The sequence below is a fragment of the Plesiomonas sp. PI-19 genome (assembly GCF_021368255.1).
GTDB classification, from domain to species: domain Bacteria; phylum Pseudomonadota; class Gammaproteobacteria; order Enterobacterales; family CAMTGL01; genus Plesiomonas; species Plesiomonas shigelloides.
In genome coordinates this window covers 1492672-1515149 of sequence record NZ_JAJNMQ010000001.1, presented here as the reverse complement: position 1 = coordinate 1515149, position 22478 = coordinate 1492672, and the positions used below count along the sequence as shown (strand labels likewise).

The following is a 22478-nucleotide window of genomic DNA, read 5'->3' as shown; positions in this document are numbered from 1 at the left end:
AATGAGTTCCCGCCGGAAAAACAGGCTGTATCTGGTTGTGCTAGTGCTGCTGGGCGTGATCACCACGATTGCACTGATCCTGTATGCACTGCGCTCGAACATCGACCTGTTTTATACCCCCGGTGAGATCCTAAACGGCAAAGGCGCACAACATGAAAAGCCGGAAGTCGGCCAACGTCTGCGTATTGGCGGCATGGTGCTGCCGGGCTCAGTGCAACGTGCGCCAGATAGCCTGCAAGTGACCTTCAAACTGTATGACGCTAAAGGCGTGGTTGAAGTGACCTATGATGGCGTATTGCCCGATCTGTTCCGTGAAGGGCAGGGCATTGTGGCGCAAGGCGTGTTGATGCCGGGTCAGGTGATTCAGGCTAACGAAGTGCTGGCCAAGCATGATGAGAATTACACGCCGCCAGAAATTCAGCAGGCGATGGAAACCAACCATCACACTCCAGCGAAGCCGACGTCAAGCATGCCAGCGCCAGCCAATGGGAATGCATCATGATCCCTGAAATTGGTAACTTTTTACTGGCGCTGGCGCTCGCATTGGCGCTGCTTTTGAGTATTTATCCGTGCTGGGGCGCGGTGCGCAATGACAGCCGGATGATGGCCACGGCGCGTCCGCTGACCGTCGGTATGTTTTTAGCTATCACACTTTCGTTTGGCTGTCTGGTTTACGCCTTTGTGATGAATGATTTCACCGTGGCGTATGTAGCAACCAACTCCAACTCGCAACTGCCAGTCTATTTCCGTATTGCGGCAACGTGGGGTGCTCACGAAGGCTCATTGCTGCTGTGGGTTATGTTGTTGAGCTGGTGGACGCTGGCGGTGGCTTTTTTCAGCCGTCGGATGCCGCAAGACTCGGTGGCGCGCGTGTTGTCGGTGATGGGAATGATTAATATCGGCTTTTTGCTGTTTATTATCCTCACGTCCAACCCGTTTACGCGCACGTTGCCGGATTTCCCGATTAATGGTCGCGATCTGAACCCACTGCTGCAGGATGTCGGGCTGATTTTCCACCCACCGCTGCTGTACATGGGTTATGTCGGCTTCTCGGTGGCGTTTGCGCTGGCCATTGCGTCACTGATGGCGGGGCGTTTGGACTCGGTATGGGCGCGCTGGTCACGCCCGTGGACATTAGCCGCGTGGGTCTTTTTGACTCTTGGCATCGTGCTGGGCTCGTTCTGGGCTTATTACGAACTGGGCTGGGGCGGCTGGTGGTTCTGGGATCCGGTCGAAAACGCCTCCTTGATGCCATGGTTAACCGGTACCGCGCTGATGCACTCACTTGCGGTATCAGAAAAACGCGGCACCTTTAAAGCGTGGACGGTGCTGCTGGCGATCACCTCGTTCTCGTTGTGTCTGCTGGGGACTTTCTTAGTGCGTTCTGGCGTGCTGGTTTCGGTGCATGCGTTTGCTTCCGATCCATCGCGCGGCATGTTCATTCTGGCCTATCTGGTGGTGGTGATTGGTGGCTCGTTGCTGCTGTATGCACTGCGCGGTGGCCAAGTGCGTACACCGGGACGACACGAGTTTTTCTCACGCGAAACCTTCCTATTACTCAATAACCTGTTGCTGGTGGCGGCCACCTTGGTGGTGCTGCTCGGTACCTTGCTGCCGTTGGTGCACAAGATGCTCGGTTTGGGCAGTATTTCGGTCGGTGAGCCCTTCTTTGATGCGATGTTCACCTATCTGATGGTGCCATTCTCGCTGCTGTTGGGGATTGCGCCGCTGGTGCGTTGGCGTCGTGATGAGCTGCGTCGTATCCGCATGCCGATGCTGCTGGGTTTGGTCGGTTCAGTGGCGTTGGCGGTATTGTTGCCGTGGTTACTGCACGATCGCATCGCCGCGATGACCGTAGTGGGTCTGCTGATGGCGCTGTGGGTGATTATCCTGACGCTGGCGGAAGTGTATGAGCGTGCGACGCACCGTTTTGGTTTGCTGCGTGGACTGACTAAATTGCCGCGTAGCCACTGGGGCATGGTGTTGGCGCATCTGGGTGTCGCGGTAACGGTAATTGGTATCGCCTTTAGCCAAAATTACAGCATCGAGCGTGATGTGCGCATGCGTGCGGGCGATACGCTACAAATTCGCGATTATCTGTTCACCTTCCGTGATGTGCATGAAATCAAAGGGCCAAACTATACCGGCGGTATGGCGGTGATTGACGTGACCCGCGATGGCAAACCGGAAGCGACCTTGAACGCTGAAAAACGCTTCTATACCCATGCGCGTAGCATGATGACCGAAGCGGCCATCGATGGTGGGTTGACTCGTGACCTGTACGCCGCACTGGGTGAGCAACTGGACGATAACTCATGGGCGGTGCGCATTTATTACAAACCGTTTGTCCGCTGGATCTGGTGGGGTGGTTTGCTGATGGCTATCGGTGGTGCGCTTTGTATGTTTGACCGCCGTTATCGCAGCGTGGTGTATGCAACAACTCAGCCGGAGACAACACAAAAATGAAGCGTAAGTTGCTTTTTATCCCGCTGGCGCTGTTTTTGATTTTAGTGCTGACCTTTATGGTACAGCTGATGCGTAACGCGGGTGGGGAAGATCCGACCATGCTGGAGTCGGCACTGATCGGTAAACCGGTGCCGCCGTTTAAGCTGGAATCGCTGGACATTCCGGGGAAAACCTATAGCCAAGACGTGCTGCACGATGGCAAACCGCTGCTGCTGAATGTGTGGGCGACGTGGTGTCCGACCTGTTATGCCGAGCACAAATACCTCAATACGCTGGCCAGCCGTGGTGTGCGCATTGTGGGGATGAACTACAAGGATGATCGCAAAAAAGCTATCGCGTGGCTCAATGAGCTAGGCAATCCGTATGCGTTGAGCCTGTATGATGGTAACGGTATGTTGGGATTGGATCTGGGCGTATATGGCGCGCCAGAAACGTTCCTGATTGATGGGCAAGGCATCATCCGTTATCGCCATGCCGGTGATATGAATGAAACCATCTGGAAGCGCGAAGTTGAGCCTTTGTGGCTTAAATATAACGGCGCACCGGTTTCTGATTTGCCTGCGAAGCCTGTTGCGGCTCCAGCTCCTGTTCAGGGGGGCGCACAATAATGAACAACGCAAGCATGAAGAAAATGTTGCGCGTTTTATGGTTACTGGTGGGAATGGCGCTGCCGCCGCTGGCGTATACCGGTTTGGTGTATGCCAGTGTGATTGATACCTATCAGTTTTCCACCGTTGAGCAAGAGCAGCAGTACCGCGAATTAACCGCGCAGCTGCGTTGCCCGAAGTGTCAGAACAACAACATCGCTGATTCAAACGCGATTATCGCTGAAGACATGCGGCAGAAAGTGTATGAGCTGATGCAGCAAGGCTACAACAAGCAGCAGGTGGTCGATTACATGGTCACGCGCTATGGCAATTTCGTGACTTACGATCCGCCATTAACCGCCTCGACCCTGATTTTGTGGCTGGGGCCGCTGTTGGTATTGCTGGGCGGCGCGTTCATCATTTTCCGTCAGACCGCGAAACGTCGCACTGATAAAGCATTCGTCACCAGCGCGGCGGTGGTGTCTGAAGAGCAGCAACAGCGCTTGCAGCGACTGCTGGAGGAAAATGGCAAGTCGGCTCCAAATAGCCATAACGAGAAGAATAATAACGGAGAACAACCATGATGACATTTTGGCTGTTGGTCGTGGTGTTGCTGGTGGTCAGTGCGCTACTGCTGGTGGTTCCCGTATTGCGCGCGCCGGGTGAAAGTCACCAGACGACCCGTGATCGCTTGAATACCGCGCTCTACAAACAGCGCGTGCAGGAAGTGGCGCAAGACGAAGAGCTTGGCGTCGTCAGTGAACAGCGTGAGATGGTGCAAGATCTGCAGCAAACCTTGCTGGCGGATGTGCCGGTAGCCAATTCTGCGACTACGCAGCCGATTTCGCGCTGGGCACTGGTGCCGGGCGTCATTGTGCTGCTGGTGGTGAGTGTGGGGTTTTATCTGAAAACGGGCGGTCAATCGCAGATGGCCGAGTGGTCTCAGGTGATCAAGCAAATGCCGCAACTGCGTGAGCGGGTGCAGCATGAAGATCAAAAACCGTTGACGACAGAAGAGCTGGCGCGTTTGGGATTAGGTCTGCGTACTGAGTTGCAACAGCAGCCGAATAACTTGCCGGATTGGGTGATGCTAGGCCGCATCGGTATGGCACTTAACAACCTGACCACCGCATCGCAAGCGTTTGAAAAGGCTTATCAGTTAGCGCCGGATAACGTTGAAGTGATTTTGGGCTATGCCGAAGTGCTGATCCAGTCTAGCGATCCGGCGGATAACCGCAAAGCCGAAGGGTTGCTAAAGCGCGTACTGCGTCAAGATCATCAGAACATGCAGGCGTTAGCGCTGCTGGCGTTTAGTGCATTTGAACAGGAGAACTACCAGCAAGCCATTGGTGCGTGGGAAGTGATGCTGAAGATGATGCCTAAAGATGATTCTCGCCGCACCTTGCTGGAGCGCAGTATTGAAGCGGCTAAAGCGCGCGCCGGTATTACAGCGCCAGCGCTGAAAGTGCGTGTGGATATTCCGCCGACACTGCGCAGCAGCTTACCGGCTTCGGCGCGTTTGGTGGTATTAGTGACTGACGGACAAAGTCCGGTGCCGGTAGCGGTGCGTCAAATTCCATTGGGCGAACTGCCACAAACCGTGACCATTTCTGATGCCGATAGCATGATGCCAGAGCGTAAACTGTCGTCGCTCTCTTCGCTGCAAGTGAAAGTGAAGGTGATTGATGGACAGTCGGATATTATGTCGCCGGGGGTCTTAAGCGGTAAGAGTGCGGTACAGCCGTATCAGGCCAATCAGCCAGTAGCCGTCGAGGTGAATCATCGTCCAGATCCGCAGTCGGCGCCGATGATGCCAATGCCACCTGCGCAGTGATGCTTATCTGCTAAGCTAACAAGGCTAAGCCAAGAAAAAGCCCCGCGTGATGCGGGGCTTTTTTATGCCGAGATACGGTGAAATCTAACCCGCGTTAACTTGCTGATGTATCAGCAGCGAGTTGAGCACCCGGCGCGTGAACCTGAGCAGCATCCAGTTGCACCAGTTGCAGCGCCAGCGCGCTGAGGGCAGCATAAAAGCCAAACGGATCGTGCGCTTGGCAGCGTGCCGCAAAATCAGGCAGCCACATCAGCAGTAATCCCAGAGTACGTTGCTGAAGAGCATTGACGGTAATCATCTCGTCATGCTCCGCGGCATGTTCATCGGCGGAAAATTCACCGGCAGCAAATTTCAGATGACTGAGCAGCTCAAAAATTACCGCCAGATGATCTTCCGGCTCGTGAAACTCGCTGCGTACACTCATGCCGGCATCGCGCAGTAATTGCTGCATTTGCAAACAGGCATCGCGGCGAAAACGCACCTTGTCACCTTCATAGCAAGAGGCATACGGCAGCGCGCCTTGTTTGTCGGTCATTAAGAACAAACCCGCAAAATCGGCGGCTAACTCCAGTCGCGCATCGGGGCGTAGCAGCAAGCCGCTGATGGCGCGGCGCACATTGCTCGATGCTTCATGCAGGGCCGGTTGGCTGTCCATAAAGTCTAGCCAAGCTTGCAGGTCGGTTGATTGCAGCTGAGTGAGCTGCGTATCATCCAGCTCGCGGGCAAAGATCCCGGCAAGCCATGCATACAGACAGGCATAATGCTGCGCACTAAGTGGGGTCGCTTGTTGTGGCATAGGATGTCCCTTGGGCTTAAATTGGCCTTGAGGCCGTAACGACCTCAAGGCTGTGTGCGGATTCGCGCGTTGACTAACTTGCTCGCAGGCTAATCAGTTCTCGGGCTCATTAGCTCGCTGACTAATGAGTTCGCAGACTAATTAGTTAGCTGGTTTAGGCACATAGCTGCACTCAGCAACCATTTCGATTGGGCCGTTAAATGCTGTGACGGGCTCAACGTGGCCGGTGTATTTCTCCATCTCGACAATAGCGGTATGCGCACTGGTGGCTTGCGCCAGCTGTGAGGTACCGATGTCGATGGTTAGCACGTTCGGGTTACCGTACTTACACATAGCGCCAATCACGCCGCCTTTATCCGGATCGTACCACGCACCTTCCTGAATACGGATCGTGCCCGGCACATACAGATCGGAGACTACCGCACCAGCCAGCACCTGACCGCGATCGTTAAAGACGCGCACGATATCGCCATCTTTAATACCACGCGCTTTCGCATCTTGCGGGCTCATATACACTGGCTCTTTACCGCCGACGGTATATTTGGCGCGCAGGGTTGGTGACTCACACAGCTGCGAGTGCAGACGAGCATCCGGGTGCACCGATTGCAGGTGCAGCGGGAAGCGATTAGAGCCTGGGCCGCCGTGAGAGCGCTCCTCTTTTTCAAACCACATTGGGTAACCACGGCAATCGTCGTAGTTCATGTCGGCAATGGTCTGCGAGAAGATCTCAATCAGGCCACTTGGGGTGCCGAGTGGGTTCAAATCAGGATCGTCGCGGAACTCTTGGTGGCGCACAAACAGTTGCGGATCGCTAAATTCGATATAGCCAGAGCCGTTCCAGAATGCGTCGAAGTCAGGCATATGGATGCCGCGGCCCTTGCCTTGTTGCTGACCGGCCTTATAGATGTGCTTAAGCCAGCCCATCTCATCCATCCCTTCAGTAAAGGCTTGTTCGCGGTTAAAGCGGCGGCACAGATCGCGGAAAATATCAAAATCACTGCGCGCTTCAAATTGCGGCTCGACCACTTTGTGCATGGCAATCAGGCCACGGTTAGAGTGGTTACCGTATTGGTCGATATCATTACGTTCGAACTGTGTAGTGGCCGGCAGCACGATATCAGCAAAGCGACAAGTTGAGGTCCACTGGTTATCAATGGCGACTACGGTTTCCAGTTTCTGCCAACCGGCAATCATGCGGTTGTATTGCTGGTGGCGGTGGAACGGGTTAGTACCGCTGAACACGCACATCTTAATCGCCGGCAGGGTGACTTGCTTGCCGTTCCAGTTGATCACTTTGCCCGGCTCTAACATGGCATCGACAAAGCGCGCAATGGGGATAGTGCTGCTATAGCCTTTGTAATCGGTGCTGGTGTGTACTGGCGGCACGGAAGTTGAGCCAGAGAAACCGCTTAAGATCACCCCTTTGCGGGTTGGCGTACCGGCGCCGTTATAGTGCCAACCAAAACCAAAACCGCCACCCGGCAGACCAATTTGACCCAACATGGCCGCTAGCACCACTACCATCCACGCCCACTGCTCGCCGTGTTGCATACGCTGTACACACCAGCCGGCCACAATTTGAGTGCGGCCAGCGGCCATTTCGCGTGCCAGCGTGCGGATGGTGTCAGCATCAATACCGGTTAGTTTCGCCGCCCATTCCGGGGTTTTCGGCTGGTTATCAGTTTTACCCAGCAGATACGGTAGGAATTGCGCGAAACCAACAGTGTAGGTATCGAGGAAGTGCTGATCGTAGAGCTTTTCGGTGTACAGCACATAGGCCAGCGCCAACTGCAACGGCACATCCGTTTGTGGGTTGATGGCCACATGCTGCACTTTATCGCGGCCAAGGAAATCATGGGTGGAGGAGACCACGGTGTCGACACTGATCACCTTGATGTCGCCCTTGGCCACTTTGTCTTTCAGCTGATGGTAATACTCATACACATCGTGATCTGGGCACCACCAGTTGACCTGCTGGTTTTTCAGCATGTCAGAGCCCCACAGCACGATGGTTTTGCTGTTTTGCAGCACCAACGGCCATGAAGTTTGCTGTTCGTACACTTCCATCGAGCCTACCACACGCGGCAGGATCACTTGCGCCGCACCGGTGGAATAGTCGCCGCCGGTGCCTACACGGTTACCGTGCAGCGCCAAGGCGCGACCCATGATGCCGCCTGCATTATGCAGCATACCGGTAGACTGCCAGCCCGAGCCGGTCAGCAGGGCGCTCGGGCCGTAGGTGGTCTGTACGCGCTCCAGTTCTTGATAGAACAGATCCAGCGCCTCATCCCAGCTCACACGTACAAAGCGGTTATCGCCGCGCTGCGTGGTGTCACTCTTGTGCTTGTTGCGCATCCAGTCAATGCGCACCATTGGGTAACGAATACGGGCGGCATTGTGCACATGATCAGGCAGGCCGTTGATCATATCCGTAGGATACTGGTCTTTTTCAAACGGCTTGGCGGCGACAAAAATGCCATTTTCCACCGTGGCGCGAATTGCGCCCCAGTGAGAGCCGGTCAGAATACCTTGCTGAGAGTTGGCCGCGCCGCTTGCATCTGCGGCGAGGGCGTTACGCGGTACCAGCAGCGAAGGGCTCAGCATGCCAAGGGCGGTCAGGCCGCCTAAATGAGCCAGAAAACGGCGACGCGATACGTTAACGCTGTCCTGAGTCAGAGGCGCTGCAGTACGGGTCTCTGGAACACTATTTTGTATTTTCATCGTTCTAATCCTTAGTGTTTCTGATCGGCACCGCCGGTGTCGGAAGCATTCATTTGCAGGTATTTCAGCAAGGTGCGCTCTTCGCGTTTATCCAAGCTGGTAAAACCAAGCATGCCGTTTAAGGTGCCAATCCAGCCGTTAGCATCGAAATGCGCTTTATCTGGTGCGCCGTGGCACTGGTTACAGGAGCTGTTGTACATCGAGTCGGCGTAAGCCCAGATTGGCTTGATGTCGTTGATCATGTCGCCGCTCTTCACCCAGGCGGTGGTTTGCAGCTTGCTCCATTCGACCCCAGTACCGGCAACGGTTTCGGTTTCCAGTGTTTTGGCGCGCTCTTGCACTTGGTCACGAATTGAGGAGACGAAAATACGTTTACCCGGCAGTAATGACAGAACGCGACGACGACCATCGGTTTCAGTCCAGCCGGTGATTTGTACTTCCATCCAGTCACCATCACGCTTCAGTACGGTGATTTCAGAGGCTGGCAGCAGAGAGCCGGCGGCGTCTTTATCGCCTTTGGCGGCATAAATCGGTTTCATATCTAGCGTATACAGGGTGTCGCCACTGTCGTTGTCATCGGCAGTTTTCTTCAGATCGTCAAACTGCTTACGGAAGCCACTGCTGGTATCGGGCAATTGGTGCGCAATGCCTTTATGGCAATCGATACAGGATTGGTTGGTTTTCGCGGCAATTTCCATCATGCGCGCCGCTTCTGGATTTTGCTTGGCGTGATCCATCGCATCATAGTTATGGCAAGAGCGGCAGGTGGCTGAATTGTTCTCTTTCATGCGTGCCCATTCCCGCTCAGCCAGTTCGGCGCGATGAGCTTCAAATTTCTCCGGCGTATCAATTTTGCCGGTTACCAGGGTGTGGTAGATGTCGCTGGTGGCTTCCAGCTTACGCTTGATCATCCCTGGAATATCTTGTGGGATATGGCAGTCATGGCACTCGGCACGCACGCCGGCGGCATTTTTAAAGTGCACCGATTGCTTGTACTCCTCATACACCGGTGTCATGGAGTGACAGCTCACACAGAACTCGGTGGTGCTGGTCATCTTGATCCCCACATGCGGCACAATAATCAATGCCAGCCCAATGACGATACCGACAATCAGCAGCGCCAATACCGACCAGCGCGCGCTGGGACTGGTCAGTTTCTCCCACAATTTCTTCATTCCTTAACCCTGTGATTTATATGGTTTCACACGAGATACAATTTTATTGATGAAATATGAACAGGGTGACTGGTCATCATGAATGCGATGCGGCAAAATATGAACAGATATGAACAGATTGCCACGAGGCAACCGAATGCCGCATCACATTGTTATTGTGGAAGATGATCCGGTGACGCAGGCGCGTCTGGAAGATTACTTTGTACAGGAAGGATATCTGGTTTCCGTGACTGCCAGTGGCGCGGGTTTGCATGAGCTGATGCTGCTCGAGCCCGTGGATCTGATTTTGCTGGATATCAACTTACCGGGTGAGAATGGTTTGATGCTGACCCGAGCGTTACGTGAGCGCTCCACGGTAGGCATTATCTTGGTCACCGGACGCTGCGATCAGATTGACCGCATTGTTGGGCTCGAGATGGGGGCGGATGACTATGTCACCAAGCCTTTGGAGCTGCGCGAGCTGGTGGTGCGGGTGAAGAATCTGCTGTGGCGTATTGATTTGGCCAAACAGGCACAACCCGCCGCGGGGCAAGAGAACTGTTATCTGTTCGATGACTATTGCCTGAATGTGGCGCGCCATACCCTGACGCAAGACGATACGCCAATCAAGCTTACGCGCGCCGAGTACGAAATCTTGCTGGCGTTCGTGACGAATCCGGGGGAAGTGCTAAGCCGGGAGCGTCTGCTGCGCATGCTCTCGGCGAATCGGGTGGAGAATCCTGATTTGCGCACCGTGGATGTGCTGATCCGACGTTTACGGAATAAACTGCGCCCCGAGCTGTTTGTCACTCAGCACGGGGAAGGTTATTTGCTGGCAGCCGAAGTGGCTTAATGCCACGGTGCTTTATAGCTCACAGCGTGAGACGAGCCTACGGCTGGTAGCTGTACACCGGCCGAAACCCCAGCGGCGATAACGAGCGGGTAATTTCGTTGTGATGGATATTGTGCGGCGTTAGCAGCAACAGCGGTGGGCTGATATTGTCGCTCACCGGTAAGTGTTGCAGCACGCGAACCGCTTGCTCGATCGCCAATTCCCCTTGCCACACCATCTGATCGCTGGCTGACACGGCAATTTTGTCGCGCTTCAACCCGCGATACACCTGATGCGACAGATAGAACGAAACAATCTCCAGCGGCTTGGCGCGACGTAAGTTTTCACCCATTGCCACTTCGGCGGCAATCGCCGTGCCGGCCACAATATCAATGTTCGGATAGCGCTCGAGCATGTCTTGCAGCAAGTTACGCTGCACTTCGGTGTCATTATCCCCATACGCGATATCTACAATGTGCAATTGGCTACCGGCGAGGGCTTGTCTAAAGCCGATCAGCATTTCATTACTGCCGCCTGCATCACGTGGACCAGGCATCAGCAGCACATTCATCGGCTTTCCCTTTGCCTGCTGTGCCAGATAATGCCCCGGTAAATAGCCCATTTGATACCAAGGTACGCCAACTCGGGTTGCAATATGGGGGTTATGGGTGGCGTTTACCAGCTCAATTACCGGCAGTGGGCCGGCCCAGGTTTTCAGCTGTGGTAACTGTGCAGTACTGCTGCCGACAATCAGCGCATCGGCACCCCAGTGTCGACATTGTGCAATTTGCTCTTGCTGGGTATGCAGTTGGTTATAACCACTGGCTTCCATAATTTTTAGGGCCACTGCATAGCGGCGCGCAGCCTCCAGCATGCCGAAATTTACCGAAAGCCAGTAAGAATCTTTCAAGCTGGGATAGAGCGCGCACAGCTTCCACGGCTTATCTGCGGGTTTCGGTGTCGGAGATAAAGCGGTATCCAAAGGAACAGAATGCTGCTCCGATTGCCAATGGCGCAACTGCGCATAGCCAGTCGCTAGCGGCAAACTCAGTAAGACCGGTAATAGGAAAAAAACGGCGCGCATATTCACTCCCTCGCAATCAGGCCTTATGCTAGAGGTTTTGCGACCCTTAACTCAACCCTCTTGTGTGATTACCTGCGCTGATGGCTATTCCCTCGCTAACACGCCGCCTATGGCTGGCATTTGTCTTAATGGCGTTACTGACACTGGCCAGTGCGCTGGTGGGATGGCTGAGTCTGCGCTTTGTCGAGACCGTGGAGCAGAGTAATACTCACGCGCTGCTGCCGACCATGAATATCGCTCGTGAGCTGAGCGAAGCCAGTGCTTATGAATTGGTTTCGGCGCAAAACCTCACAGGCGCCACCACGCAACAAGAGTGGTTAGCCCAAGGGCGAATGCTGACCACGCAGAGTCTGAAAATCAGCCGTTTGTTAGCGCAACTGCAAGCATTAGGCTTTGATACTACTGCCATTGAACAGCAAGAAGCAGAGATCACCTCATTACTCGGCAAGCAAGGCACGCTGGTGGGCGAGCGCCTTACGCTACAACTTCAGCGTGACAATTTACGCGAAGAAATAGCCCAAGCCACGAGCAAAATTGCGGAACTAGCTAAAGGACAAGCCAGCATCGCGGCTACCTCAGCCGGTGCAACGCAAGCGGGGATTTATGATTTGGTCGAGCAACATCAGCGCGACGCCACCCTGCGTGCGCTCGATCAGCTGGCCGATGTGGATTTGGGCTACCTTGATCAGATGATTGAGCTGCGCTTAAGCGCGATGCGGGTAGAGAAGATCATCAATGGGTTAAGCGATGGACAAGGCGATACGCTCTTAAGTCAGCAACAGCAACAACTGGCGCAGGCGGTACGCATCTTACATCGTCGTCATTTGCGGGTAGAAGACCCCGGCGTTCGACGCGAATTGGCCGAAGCGATTACGACTATCTCGCAGTATCAAGCACTGATTGATATATGCAAAAACATCAATCATATCCAAGGACAATTGCAGGCATTCAGCCAGAAGAATCTGGAGCTGTTTACCCGTTTTGGCGATGAAATTAATCGCCAAGTTGCGCAAATTGAACAGCGCAATGCGCAGGCGTTGGAGCAGCTACGTAGCGCACAAAAAACCGGACAACGCTGGTTGCTCGGCTTAGCCCTTGTCGCGCTGATTGCCCTGTGTCTGATTTTGTGGCGCTTAGTGTATCGGCAAGTCACGCTGCCTTTAGCGCGCCATACTAAAGCGTTGCAATCCTTACTTAACGGCCGATTGGATTCGGCCTTTCCACAAACTGATGGCATGCGCGAGCTGCAAAGCATCAACCGTTTAGCCAACGCCTTTCGCTCCAGTGTACGCGCGCTACGTTATCACCAAGAGCATCTGGAAGAGGAAGTTCGCGAACGCACTGATGAGCTGCAATCGTTGGTGGTGCAACACCGTCAGGCGCGCCAGGAGGCAGAAAAAGCCAATCATGCTAAATCTGCCTTTTTGGCGGCCATGAGTCATGAGATCCGAACGCCGCTACACGGCATTTTGGGTACTGCGCAGCGTTTGTCACTGCAACCTGATTTGTCATCCAAAGAGCGCGATTATGTGCAGGCGATTAATGACTCTGGTGAGTCATTGCTCTCTATCTTGAATGATATTCTCGATTATTCGGCTATCGAAGAAGGGCAAGCGCAGGTTTCTATCAGTGATGAGCCCTTTGAACCGGCCAGTTTGTTGCGCAGTATTGTTCGGCTGATGGAAAGCCGGGCATCGGCAAAAGGTATTTATCTTCGTTTTGACTCACATGCCGTAGATAGCTTTGCGTTGGTGGATTCGGGTACTCCGGACATTACTCGCGATACGATATTGCTTGGTGATCCTCGCCGTATCCGACAAATCATCGTTAATCTGATCAGCAATGCGCTGCGTTTTACCCAGCAGGGCGGTATCACGCTGCGCTGTAGCATGGCCGAGAAACACTGGGAAATTAGTGTCACTGATACAGGTTGTGGCATAGCGACTGAGCAGCTGCAACAGATATTCGAGCCGTTTGTACAATTAGGGCGACAAAGCGGTGGCACGGGCCTAGGGCTTGCGATTTGTAAATCACTGGCCGATGCGATGGATGGCTCGCTTTTTGTAACGAGCACACCGGCAGAGGGAAGCTGTTTTACACTGCGCTTACCGTTACGTTTTGCGTCGGTACCCGTGCAATACAGCGGTGAGCGTGATTGCTGCCTTGATGGTCTGCGCTTATTGCTGATAGAAGATAATGCCTTGATTTGCCAGATCTCGCGCGAGATGCTGGAAAGTAGTGGCGCGCAAGTTTTGGTGGCGGAAAACGGCGCGCAAGCAAGAGCCGTTTTGGCGAGAGAGTCAGCGCCTGTGCATGGAATGCTGGTGGATTTGTCTTTACCTGATTGTGATGGAGCGGAATTAGCATTGATACTGGCGGAAAGCTACCCGCAGATCCCACGGATCGCGTTCAGTGCGCATGTCTTAGATAAGGCGTTAGGTGACAAAATCCGCGATATATTTTGTGGCTTGATTCAAAAGCCCGTGCAGCAAGAAACCTTATGCCGATTAGTGAAACACTATCTGCAAGCCAGTGTTGCAGTGCAACCCAGCGGTAAAAATACGCGTGAAGAGCGTGTTATCGATAAATGTGCGCAAGTTAGTACAGCTGATTTACTTAATCTGGAGCAGCTACGAGACGACTATCAGCGATTTGGCTTCGCCCGCTTGCATAAATGGGTATCTTTATTTGAAACCCATAGCCTACCGTTATTGGAGCGTATTCAAGTAGAGTTTGAGCAGGGAAATGGTAAAGCCATCTCTGAGCTGGCACATACACTGAAAAGTAGCTGTGCGAGCTTAGCGATGCAGCAAGCAACAAGCCTGTGCCAGCAACTGGAAAACGATCCGTTAGTACCAAGCACACAACAAGCTTTAGAGCATGTCACTCGAAGCAGTTTCTCAGCACTTCAGCATTGGCTTGCTGCCCCAAAAGGTGAATAGTCACACTACAAATCAGAAAATGGACTGCGCACGCCACTGGCACCTTGCTGTAAGACGTGTGTATAGATCTGGGTTGTGCGCACATCCGAATGGCCCAGTTGCTCCTGCACAGTGCGGATATCCGCACCGCGAGCGAGCAGATGAGTTGCGAACGAGTGGCGTAGCGTATGGCAACTTACCGGCTTGGTAATTTGTAATTTACGTGCCGCAAAGCGCACCGCTTTTTGTAATGTGGTGGCATCCAAATGATGTCTACGAAGTGCGTGATTTTCCGGATCGCGACTTAAGCGGCTGGCAGGAAAAAGATAATGCCATCCAAGCTCCATGGGTCCATTCGGGTATTTACGCGCTAGTGCATAGGGCATTTTCACCCCATCGTAACCTTCCGTTTCGCGATCGCCATCAAAGCACTGGCGGACATAAGCGATTTGCTCCTTAATCGCAGGGACCAGCTCCGCAGCTAATGTTACCCGCCGATGTTTGCCACCTTTGGCATTCCATACGCAGATGCACAAATAGTCGAAATCGATATCCCGCACACGAAGCCGCATGACCTCCATCAGTCGCAGACCGCTACCATACATCAACTGTGCAGCTAGGCGTAAATGCGCTGGGATCGCCAACAACAGATCGCGCACCTCAGTACGTGTCAGCACCGAAGGCAACTTGGGCGATTTACGACTGTGCTGAAATTGCATCTCCATACTCAATGGCTGTTTCAACACGGTTTTATAGAGATAGGACAGGGCATTGAGAGCTTGCGCTTGGGTCTTTGTCGACACCTGTCGCTCACAAGCCAGATAAGTCAAAAATGTCTGCACTTCATGCTCACCCATCTTGGATGGGTGGCGCAGCTTATGGAAGCGAATATAGAACTTAATCCAATAGATATAAGCGCCAACAGTGTTCATCGCATAGCGCTGAGTCAGCATCAGTTCATAGATACTAGCAAGGAAAGGAGAACTGGGTTTACGCATAAAATTCTCAGATAAGCCTGTATATGCATACACTATAAATGCAATTCCGCCTTTCGCCTGCCGCAAAGTTCAAAATTTCCGCATATCTTGCAAATTTGAGATGCAAATTACAGGTTAATACATTGATTTTAGGTTGGATTCGGTGTTTGGGAGAAGAGCCCCTGTGTGGATATAGGGGCTAGGGAGTGCGATACTATATGGAAAGAGGCTGTATAATAAATTGTTATCAAGAAATTGTCTTAATCAACATTTGCGGTGGTGTTGAATAGTTGTGATAGGTTTATCTGAAGTAAGGCAGTGCCAATAAGCGGCTAAATTATTGGCACGATTCTCTTAGCTAATCATCGAATTTTTCTCTAGCCACTCTAAAGTTACTAATGTTGCGAGAGAACAAATGCTCTTATTGTCCGCACCAATGAACTTTAATTCTTCAATTTCTGACTCAGGATGTAGATGGCCGCTGTAATCAGATAAGTAGCAAGTTAACTTAACAGTAACACCTTCACTTTTTCCGTCCGCTTGAGCTTCAAATGTACCAATGTATTTTATGGTTTCAGGTCTTAAATCAACGTCTAGCTCTTCTTTTATTTCGCGGAGTAGGGTTTGCTCATCTGATTCACCAGCTTCGCGCTTACCACCAGGCAGATAAAACAGTGATTTACCTTTTGACCTAACGGTTAAAAGTTTACCATCACGAATGAGTATCCAAGCTAATTTATCAATTATCATTTTCACTAACCTAAATTTGGTTGCAGCATAAAACTATATTTGCGGCTTGATATACTATATTGTTCAGGCCTTTACCATAGCGTAGGCTGTTAGTTGTGAACTTAGTATACAAATTCTGCCGCTGATAGAAAGTTAGCCAGTTATTTGGTGTTATGTATTATGGTGGCTTTGTTAGCTGTGGGTTCTTGATAACAACAAGTTCAAGCAGGGACATTTTGAAATGGGCATTCGCTACGCGAATTTTATGCCCATTTCAAACCACTGCGCACGCAAGCGTGCTACGCTATGCCCCTTAACTAAATGTTATGTTTATTAAGGAATATTTTGTGGTGAATGGAAGTATCACAATAGCTCTTGCTCAAACGAATCCAATCAGAGGCGACATTGAGCGAAACTTAGCTAAACATTTAGGCTGTATATCCGAATCTGCATCGCATGGCGCAGATGTTGTTGTTTTTCCTGAGTTATCAATCACAGGCTATGAGCCCGATCTACTAGCTTCTTTAGCTCTCTCGCGTTCGTCATCGGTAGTGTCTGAACTGGTTAATGCAGCAATTCGAGCAAGAGTTATTATCATTGTTGGCATTCCTTTAGCCAATGATGGTAGAAAACCATATATTGCATCTCTAATCGCTTTTCCATCCGGTAAAAAAGTGTTTTATCGCAAGCAGTATTTACATGAAACTGAAGACTCATTTGCTACTGCTGGCTCGGCGAATTTTAGTTTTTCCTGTAATGGCTTTACTTTGTATCACGGTATTTGTGCTGATTTTTCGAATGAACAGCATTGGAAAGATGCGAGCCTAGCTAAGGCAGATATTTACCTATCAAGCACTTTAATCTCCAAAAGCGGCTTAGAGCCAGATTTTGAGTTGCTATCTGAACGTGCAAAAAAGAATAGCTTAAATGTTGTGCTGGCTAATAGTGTTGGGGTTACAGGCGGGTGGAATGCCGCAGGGGGTAGTGGCGTTTGGAACTCAGATGGTCATCACGCATTATCTGCTTCTGACGATGAGTGTATTGTTTTGTGTAGAATCAGCAATAGTGGTGTATCAGGTGAGGCCATAAACATAACAAAAAGTTAAGCAGGGACATTTTGAAATGGGCATTCGCTGCGCGAATTTTACGCCCATTTCAAACCGCTGCGCATGCAAGCATGCTACGCTATGCCCCGGTAACTAAATGTTATCTGGAAGTGTATTGAATTCATAATTAGTGCGAACGTAATTACTTGTAATAGTGCCGTAGTAAATACTACGGCGAATGTTTTTATTGGTCTAATTCTTTAATTGTTTTTGCTGGCGTGCCGCCAACTAACGTATCCGGAGGAACATCTTTTGTGACAACAGAGCCAGCAGCTACCACTGAGCGTGCGCCAATAGTTACGCCCTGACAAATCACCACATTTCCTCCGATCCATACGTCATCTTCAACCACGATAGGTAGGCTGTTGCATTCCCAGTTCCTACGCTGTTTGTAATTAAGAGAATGTGTTGGTGTGTAGAACTGAGCGTTTGGGCCTATCAGTACGTTGTTTCCTATAGTGATCGGGGCATTGTCGAGCATTGTAGCGCCCATATTGATGAATGTATTATCACCAATAGAAATGCTTTTGCCGTATTCACATAAGAAAGGCGGACAAATAACAGAGTCTTTACCTACATGTTTGAGTAGCTGAGCAACAAACGGTTTTCTGTCCTCAAATTGATGCGAATTGATCTTTTGGAGTAGCGCAAATGCTTGTTTTCTCAGGCTCCCAAATTCAGGGCTAAAAGCATCATATTCTAAGCCTAAGCACATCTTCTCGAACTCAGTCATAGTGTCTCCATCTCAACAGTTCAGCAAATCAACTGGGCTTGTGATAGTACCAAACGAGTGCAATTATACTGTGACTAGCCCAGCATCGTGCTGTGTGTTGTTGAAGAAGAGTAAGGTAGGCTGTTGGGGCGGAAACATTGTGTTTTTAGCTGCATCGGTTCCAGATAACAAACAGCCAAACAGGGACATTTTGAAATGGGCATTTGCTGCGCAAATTTTACGCCCATTTCAAACCACTGCGCACGCAAGCGTGCTCCGTTATGCCCCTTAGCTAAAAGTTATCATGCATATAAATTGTAGAGGACATAGCCGCTACATCCCAAAAGCCTTTCATAAAATTGTGTAGGAATTCAATATGAAAAATAGCGTGTTAAGAGCTCACTCATAATCCACTTAAAAGTTTTCTCGTTAGCTCAAGTAAGGCTGTACGACCTTCTTGTGTTTTTAGTATCTCTTTCATTGCATTTATTATTTTATTTCCCGCAGTTCTATACCATACTCCTTTTGGATATAAATCAATGTCGTTTTTTGTTTTGATTATGGCTTTGTCAATAACATCTTTATTTTCTCTTGATATGTTTTCTTGGTTTTCTAAAATATCTATTCGTTTTTGTAATTCATTTAACTTTTCTTTTAAAGCATCAGCTTCTTGTTTTGTAAAGTAACTGTCAGGGTTAGATATGCCAGCCTCAATGGATTCTTGAAGAGATTTTGTAATCTCATCAATTTCGATGTGATTAGAATTTCTCGAGTTTATTAACTCAGTTTTTATATTCGACAGCCAAGTGCTTATTGAATAAATAGCAACGCTAAGATCAGGATGAGTTTTTTGTTCGATGTTTTTGTAGTCGCCAGGAGATATAGAACAGACTATTTTGTCTTCTGTCTCTACACTCCTATTGGCATTTAGCGATTGACGAAACGGTGATGGAGAAACTTCATTTATATTGAAGTGAAATGTAGGTTTAGCTGTGAAAATAATCTTTGCGAGAGTACTGCCTTTATCTGGGAATTCAATCGTGAAATCTTCTCTGCAAAAATCATTTGAGTTCAAATTATGGATTATTAGTGACTTTACTGTATCTTTTAATATAGACATATAATCTCCTGACTTTTTTCATACTTTACTACTTAATACCCAGCACTGACAATCCTTAGGAGGAGTTTGTACCTATTTTGAATATATTATTTTGTTGCTACCCCATATTAAAGATAAGTGTGTTGTGGTTTTGTCTTTAAGTATTGTTGGGCAGGATGATTTGGCTACTAATGTTTTGGCATGATAACAAGTAGCTCAAGCAGGGACATTTTGAAATGGGCATTCACTGCGTGAATTTTGTGCCCATTTCAAACCGCTGCGCACGCAAGCGTGCTATGCTATGCCCCTTAGCTAAAAGTTATCAGGAAAGGCATTTAATTAATATTTTCGGCGCATGAGAGAATCTTAATATTTCCGTAGTAGGGTACTACGGCGAATGGAAAAGTTATATTTTTAACGCCCTGTTAAGGTGTGAGCAACGCAATACAGAAGCTCCCGCATACCATCTTAAACACTAAACGCAACGCATAGTAAAAATGCCACGCGTTGCGAATCACTCTTAAACAGTTTGTTATGTTTTTACATGTCGTTGTTAATCTGTTTCGCTGTAAGAATCCTGCTTGCTAACCTATCTATCACTGATGGTTCAAATCTATCTTTGTGCACACGAAGATGGTTAATTAACTCTGTAATTTCGTTATCATCATTAACTATAAGATACTTAATGTCGTCAGGGGTAAAATGTAACGATACATCTATTTTATCGTTGTAAGCCGCTTTTTGTTCCTGTGTGGCAATTTTTTCTACAGGTACAAAAGGCAACACACCCTTTGTACCTATAGGTGGCACAAATCTCCACTCTCGTTCATCAGCGAAGCGAAAGTTCGGTGTTTGCTCCCCTTGTCGAATTAAAGTACCCTCATAATTTTTAATATAACGATAGGTATTTACTATCCTCATATAGTCGTCAGATAAGCGAGCTACACGTTCAGCATTCTCTTCAACATCCCATGCCGTAAAGATACCATCTAGCGCTAAACTAAATTCATCAGCAAAGTTACAATATTTATTAACATACCAAACAGGATTTAACCCTTTTCGATTCGCCCACTCTTTGGTCATACCTATTCCATATGAGCCATATTTCCCCATATGTACTTTTAGTTCAGATAATTTAAGGTCACAAAAAGATATCATTGGAATTCCGAAAGATTTAACTGTTTGCTTTCCTTCAATTCTCTCACGTGCATACGAAACTTTGAATGTACTTTCTAAAAGGCGGAATAACCCATTTTTATCAGTAAAATGAAATAGAATATCTGGATATAGACTACTGTTTTGTAGTTCTGGCATTTTTACTCCCATAAATATTTAAAACTAACCTTAAACATAACAGCGTATTATGCGGAAAGTTTCCGTATAGTAACGCAGTATGTACTCTGAGTCACCAGATGTAACGTTGTGTAGCGTGTTGAAAGGTGATTTTTACTGCGGAAATAGAGTTAGCTCATTCGTTGGGCGAGCAAACACACATTGCATTCTAAACATCGTATTCCATGATAACAAAAAGTTAAAGCAGGGACATTTTGAAATGAGCATTCGCTGCGCGAATTTTATGCCCATTTCAAACCACTTCGCACGCAAGCGTGCTACGTTATGCCCCTTAACTAAATGTTATCAGGAAAGGAATTTAACTTATATTTGTGGCGAATGAAAAAGTTGTACTATTGCCGTAGTAGGGCACTACGGCGAATAGGGAGTATTACATTTTCGACGGTCGGTTGCTGTTTCTAATTGTTAGCACTAAAACGGTATGTTTTTATCAAAACTAGGAGCCGATTGCGCCGCCTTTGGCTGTAAAGCATCTTCGTTTTTAAGAAGCTCATCGATACCTAGCTCGGTGATAGAATATGCATAGTAATCGTAACCATCATCTTCATTAGTTTCGATAGTTTTACTAATTAATCCCATTCGTTCTAGCTTGATTAAGGATATCTGTATTAAGGAGTCGTTAACACCTCTGAAACTGTTAGATATTCTATAGAATGCTAAGCCCGTAGGATCAGCAGTGTGACTCTGCAAACAAGCAGCTAAGAAACGATAATCATGATCCTTTAATTCATAGCTTGCTGGGTTGGCAACTATTTTTCTAGATTCGGATAATGCTGCGTGATTGATCAAACCTAAGCGTTCCACCTCAGATTTGATTAAAGAACACGCGCGATTGGTCGCAGAAACTAAATCTCCATCCGATCGAGTAGCATCATAGTCAGCTGGCGTGACACCAAGAAGATCAGTTGGCAGGTGCATTTCTACATTACGTGGTTTAAGTATAAAAGAACGTGATTTTCCGATGGCGCCGACAAACAAACCCATTTCAAAAATAACATTATCTCTAACTACGTGCTCATTTCGACTTCTAATCGATGTAATATCGTCTGGAGCGAATATAAATAGTGCGAAGTCTACAGTTGATGACTTTTCAACTAAATCATCAACTGTTGAAGATGAAAGTTTGAATGTACCATTTTTCCAAATGGTACATTCAAACTCATGATCTAAATTAACATTTACAGCTTCAGCTATAGGCAAGCTCTCTACTGATGATGCGATAAATAATCTCGGCTTTCTCAATTTAAGGCTCCATTCTCTGATGGGGGGCTAACAGCGTTATTAAGCTGAAACTTTCCGTATAGTAACGTGACATGTACTCTGCGTCACCTAATGTAACGAGTCGCGCGGTGTTGCATATGGGGTTTTACTGTAGAAGTAGAGTTAGCTCATACGTCAGTAGGAGAAAGCAGAGATTGTTTTGCGAGCATCTGGTTCCGTGATAACAAAAAATTCAAGCAGGGACATTTTGAAATGGGCATTCGCTATGCGAATTTTACGCCCATTTCAAACCACTTCGCACGCAGGCGTGCTCCGTTATGCCCCTTAATTAAATGTTATCAGGAAAGGTATTAATCTATATTGTCGGCGAATGTAAGTATTGAAATATTACAGTAGTAGGGCTCATAGGTGAATGGCCCTGTCATATGGCGTAATGATTAATTACCAATCGCGTGCAGCTATAAGTTCTTCAGCGTCTGCGTCATAACCATAGTTTTTTGCGATGTTATAAAAGTCATCACCTATAATCTCTCTTGCTATAGTTTCTATTTCACTTCCATTTTTATCAAACTCTTCACTTAACACATTAAATTCTTCGGTAGCTAACCTGGTTAAGTCGTATAATGATTCAAGGTTTTCAGGTTTGTTTAATTCAATAGACTCACACAGTCGGACTAAGATCTCTTTGCCTTTGTCTACGAGGTGATTTGGAAAGTATTCATCGCTATACATTCCTTTAAGAAATGAATAATTTTTTAGATTATGATTTTCTATACACATTAAACTTTACCTATTTATTGATGTTTATTAAACATAACGTTATATCAAGCGCATAGTAACGCTATATGCTTAATTGGTCATATGAATTGTTTGGTTTTGTGAGGTG

19 protein-coding genes are annotated in these 22478 nt (G+C 48.9%); 8 read left to right on the top strand and 11 right to left on the bottom strand.

The window, feature by feature from the left end:
* Position 1: 1 nt before the first annotated feature.
* The 5 genes from ccmE to ccmI are packed head-to-tail and all read left to right on the top strand — an operon-like array spanning position 2 to position 4887.
* On the top strand, positions 2–502 hold the full coding sequence (gene ccmE, locus LQ901_RS06920; RefSeq protein ID WP_084976566.1) for a cytochrome c maturation protein CcmE: 501 nt from the start codon (positions 2–4) through the stop codon (positions 500–502).
* Positions 499–2466, top strand: a complete 1968-nt coding sequence (locus tag LQ901_RS06915; protein ID WP_010861705.1) for a heme lyase CcmF/NrfE family subunit — start codon at positions 499–501, stop codon at positions 2464–2466. The genes ccmE and LQ901_RS06915 overlap by 4 nt, the downstream gene beginning before the upstream one ends.
* Positions 2463–3074, top strand: coding sequence for a DsbE family thiol:disulfide interchange protein (locus LQ901_RS06910; RefSeq protein WP_082935497.1), 612 nt, complete (start codon positions 2463–2465; stop codon positions 3072–3074). Before LQ901_RS06915 ends, LQ901_RS06910 begins: the two co-directional genes overlap by 4 nt.
* A 26-nt stretch (positions 3075–3100) precedes the next feature.
* A complete protein-coding gene (locus tag LQ901_RS06905) occupies positions 3101–3637 on the top strand; it encodes a cytochrome c-type biogenesis protein (protein WP_233672390.1) in 537 nt (178 codons plus the stop codon).
* Positions 3637–4887, top strand: coding sequence for a c-type cytochrome biogenesis protein CcmI (gene ccmI / locus LQ901_RS06900; protein ID WP_233672389.1), 1251 nt, complete (start codon positions 3637–3639; stop codon positions 4885–4887). Before LQ901_RS06905 ends, ccmI begins: the two co-directional genes overlap by 1 nt.
* A 94-nt stretch (positions 4888–4981) precedes the next feature.
* On the opposite strand, the gene torD is transcribed toward ccmI, so the two are convergent.
* The 3 genes from torD to torC form a co-directional block, all read right to left on the bottom strand.
* Positions 4982–5683: a molecular chaperone TorD gene (torD, locus tag LQ901_RS06895; protein ID WP_233672101.1), complete on the bottom strand. Its 702-nt coding sequence runs from the start codon at positions 5681–5683 to the stop codon at positions 4982–4984.
* Between the two features lie 141 nt (positions 5684–5824).
* Positions 5825–8404 (bottom strand): trimethylamine-N-oxide reductase TorA, encoded by a 2580-nt coding sequence (gene torA / locus LQ901_RS06890; RefSeq protein ID WP_233672100.1) that lies wholly within the window; start codon positions 8402–8404, stop codon positions 5825–5827.
* Between the two features lie 11 nt (positions 8405–8415).
* Complete coding sequence (gene torC / locus LQ901_RS06885) at positions 8416–9579, bottom strand: pentaheme c-type cytochrome TorC (RefSeq protein ID WP_039045284.1); 1164 nt, start codon at positions 9577–9579, stop codon at positions 8416–8418.
* A gap of 136 nt (positions 9580–9715) precedes the next feature.
* On the opposite strand from torC, the gene torR reads away from it, so the two are divergent.
* A complete protein-coding gene (gene torR / locus LQ901_RS06880) occupies positions 9716–10411 on the top strand; it encodes a two-component system response regulator TorR (RefSeq protein WP_233672099.1) in 696 nt (231 codons plus the stop codon).
* A gap of 37 nt (positions 10412–10448) precedes the next feature.
* On the opposite strand, the gene torT is transcribed toward torR, so the two are convergent.
* Entirely contained in the window at positions 10449–11474 is a 1026-nt protein-coding gene (gene torT, locus LQ901_RS06875) for a TMAO reductase system periplasmic protein TorT (RefSeq protein WP_233672098.1), read from the bottom strand.
* A gap of 80 nt (positions 11475–11554) precedes the next feature.
* Here torT and torS point away from each other — a divergent pair, with 80 nt between their 5' ends.
* Complete coding sequence (torS, locus tag LQ901_RS06870; protein ID WP_233672097.1) at positions 11555–14416, top strand: TMAO reductase system sensor histidine kinase/response regulator TorS; 2862 nt, start codon at positions 11555–11557, stop codon at positions 14414–14416.
* A gap of 5 nt (positions 14417–14421) precedes the next feature.
* On the opposite strand, the gene LQ901_RS06865 is transcribed toward torS, so the two are convergent.
* Positions 14422–15393, bottom strand: a complete 972-nt coding sequence (locus LQ901_RS06865; protein WP_036768467.1) for an integron integrase — start codon at positions 15391–15393, stop codon at positions 14422–14424.
* Positions 15394–15726: 333 nt separating this feature from the next.
* A complete protein-coding gene (locus tag LQ901_RS06860; RefSeq protein ID WP_233672096.1) occupies positions 15727–16122 on the bottom strand; it encodes an NUDIX domain-containing protein in 396 nt (131 codons plus the stop codon).
* Positions 16123–16448: 326 nt separating this feature from the next.
* Here LQ901_RS06860 and LQ901_RS06855 point away from each other — a divergent pair, with 326 nt between their 5' ends.
* Positions 16449–17207: a carbon-nitrogen hydrolase family protein gene (locus LQ901_RS06855; protein WP_233672095.1), complete on the top strand. Its 759-nt coding sequence runs from the start codon at positions 16449–16451 to the stop codon at positions 17205–17207.
* Between the two features lie 184 nt (positions 17208–17391).
* Here LQ901_RS06855 and LQ901_RS06850 read toward each other — a convergent pair whose 3' ends face one another.
* The 5 genes from LQ901_RS06850 to LQ901_RS06825 all read right to left on the bottom strand — a co-directional run bounded on the left by LQ901_RS06850 (position 17392) and on the right by LQ901_RS06825 (position 22372).
* Complete coding sequence (locus LQ901_RS06850) at positions 17392–17940, bottom strand: sugar O-acetyltransferase (RefSeq protein WP_233672094.1); 549 nt, start codon at positions 17938–17940, stop codon at positions 17392–17394.
* Positions 17941–18322: 382 nt separating this feature from the next.
* The gene (locus LQ901_RS06845; RefSeq protein WP_115149481.1) at positions 18323–19039 is read right to left on the bottom strand and encodes a hypothetical protein; all 717 of its coding nucleotides are present in this window, start codon (positions 19037–19039) and stop codon (positions 18323–18325) included.
* Between the two features lie 519 nt (positions 19040–19558).
* The gene (locus tag LQ901_RS06835; protein WP_233672092.1) at positions 19559–20332 is read right to left on the bottom strand and encodes an abortive infection system antitoxin AbiGi family protein; all 774 of its coding nucleotides are present in this window, start codon (positions 20330–20332) and stop codon (positions 19559–19561) included.
* A 450-nt stretch (positions 20333–20782) separates the two neighbouring features.
* The gene (locus LQ901_RS06830; protein WP_192437656.1) at positions 20783–21613 is read right to left on the bottom strand and encodes a TIR domain-containing protein; all 831 of its coding nucleotides are present in this window, start codon (positions 21611–21613) and stop codon (positions 20783–20785) included.
* A 420-nt stretch (positions 21614–22033) separates the two neighbouring features.
* Positions 22034–22372 (bottom strand): DUF5713 family protein, encoded by a 339-nt coding sequence (locus tag LQ901_RS06825; RefSeq protein ID WP_152145183.1) that lies wholly within the window; start codon positions 22370–22372, stop codon positions 22034–22036.
* Positions 22373–22478: the final 106 nt, after the last annotated feature.

Excerpts from the sequence above, each read along its gene's own strand:
- LQ901_RS06850 (WP_233672094.1), bottom strand. The coding sequence starts at position 17,940 with ATGACTGAGTTCGAGAAGATGTGCTTAGGCTTAGAATATGATGCTTTT.
- LQ901_RS06835 (WP_233672092.1), bottom strand. The coding sequence starts at position 20,332 with ATGCCAGAACTACAAAACAGTAGTCTATATCCAGATATTCTATTTCAT.
- ccmE (WP_084976566.1), top strand. The coding sequence starts at position 2 with ATGAGTTCCCGCCGGAAAAACAGGCTGTATCTGGTTGTGCTAGTGCTG.
- LQ901_RS06865 (WP_036768467.1), bottom strand. The coding sequence starts at position 15,393 with ATGCGTAAACCCAGTTCTCCTTTCCTTGCTAGTATCTATGAACTGATG.
- LQ901_RS06845 (WP_115149481.1), bottom strand. The coding sequence starts at position 19,039 with ATGTCTATATTAAAAGATACAGTAAAGTCACTAATAATCCATAATTTG.
- LQ901_RS06825 (WP_152145183.1), bottom strand. The coding sequence starts at position 22,372 with ATGTGTATAGAAAATCATAATCTAAAAAATTATTCATTTCTTAAAGGA.
- LQ901_RS06915 (WP_010861705.1), top strand. The coding sequence starts at position 499 with ATGATCCCTGAAATTGGTAACTTTTTACTGGCGCTGGCGCTCGCATTG.
- torS (WP_233672097.1), top strand. The coding sequence starts at position 11,555 with ATGGCTATTCCCTCGCTAACACGCCGCCTATGGCTGGCATTTGTCTTA.
- ccmI (WP_233672389.1), top strand. The coding sequence starts at position 3,637 with ATGACATTTTGGCTGTTGGTCGTGGTGTTGCTGGTGGTCAGTGCGCTA.
- torD (WP_233672101.1), bottom strand. The coding sequence starts at position 5,683 with ATGCCACAACAAGCGACCCCACTTAGTGCGCAGCATTATGCCTGTCTG.
- torC (WP_039045284.1), bottom strand. The coding sequence starts at position 9,579 with ATGAAGAAATTGTGGGAGAAACTGACCAGTCCCAGCGCGCGCTGGTCG.
- LQ901_RS06860 (WP_233672096.1), bottom strand. The coding sequence starts at position 16,122 with ATGATAATTGATAAATTAGCTTGGATACTCATTCGTGATGGTAAACTT.
- torT (WP_233672098.1), bottom strand. The coding sequence starts at position 11,474 with ATGCGCGCCGTTTTTTTCCTATTACCGGTCTTACTGAGTTTGCCGCTA.
- torA (WP_233672100.1), bottom strand. The coding sequence starts at position 8,404 with ATGAAAATACAAAATAGTGTTCCAGAGACCCGTACTGCAGCGCCTCTG.
- LQ901_RS06910 (WP_082935497.1), top strand. The coding sequence starts at position 2,463 with ATGAAGCGTAAGTTGCTTTTTATCCCGCTGGCGCTGTTTTTGATTTTA.
- torR (WP_233672099.1), top strand. The coding sequence starts at position 9,716 with ATGCCGCATCACATTGTTATTGTGGAAGATGATCCGGTGACGCAGGCG.